General features: G+C 44.5%; 1 protein-coding gene. It reads left to right on the forward strand.

All coding sequences use genetic code 11. The features are described from left to right. The coding region (locus tag FGM01_RS14590; protein WP_166435243.1) for a hypothetical protein at nucleotides 1–750 on the forward strand (750 nt) is incomplete at both ends.

Consider the following 750-nt stretch of genomic DNA (forward strand, 5'->3'; position numbering starts at 1 on the left):
TAATACTTATGATAGTAATACCATCCTCGATGGTACTACGGTAAGTGTATTGGTAGAGACCACCGATGGTTGTACAGATTATGCTACTGCCGATGCAGTGATCTATGAAAATCCGGAAGCAGAACTTGAAACCGATGGAGTTTGTGATGGTGAGGATGCGATCTTTACCGCGGGCCCTAGTGGCAACGGAGAAGAATACACTTTCTGGATAGATGACAGTGAAGATGGAGTTATAGATGCTGGCGAGGAAATCCTTCAGGCAAAATCTACTGATAATACTTATGATAGTAATACCATCCCCGATGGTACTACGGTAAGTGTATTGGTAGAGACCACCGATGGTTGTACCGATTATGCTACTGCCGATGCAGTGATCTATGAAAATCCGGAAGCAGAACTTGAAACCGATGGAGTTTGTGATGGTGAGGATGCGATCTTTACCGCAGGCCCTAGTGGCAACGGAGAAGAATACACTTTCTGGATAGATGACAGTGAAGATGGAGTTATAGATGCTGGCGAGGAAATCCTTCAGGCAAAATCTACTGATAATACTTATGATAGTAATACCATCCTCGATGGTACTACGGTAAGTGTATTGGTAGAGACCACCGATGGTTGTACAGATTATGCTACTGCCGATGCAGTGATCTATGAAAATCCGGAAGCAGAACTTGAAACCGATGGAGTTTGTGATGGTGAGGATGCGATCTTTACCGCGGGCCCTAGTGGCAACGGAGAAGAATACACTTT

It is taken from the genome of Christiangramia sabulilitoris, assembly GCF_007050985.1.
GTDB classification, from domain to species: domain Bacteria; phylum Bacteroidota; class Bacteroidia; order Flavobacteriales; family Flavobacteriaceae; genus Christiangramia; species Christiangramia sabulilitoris.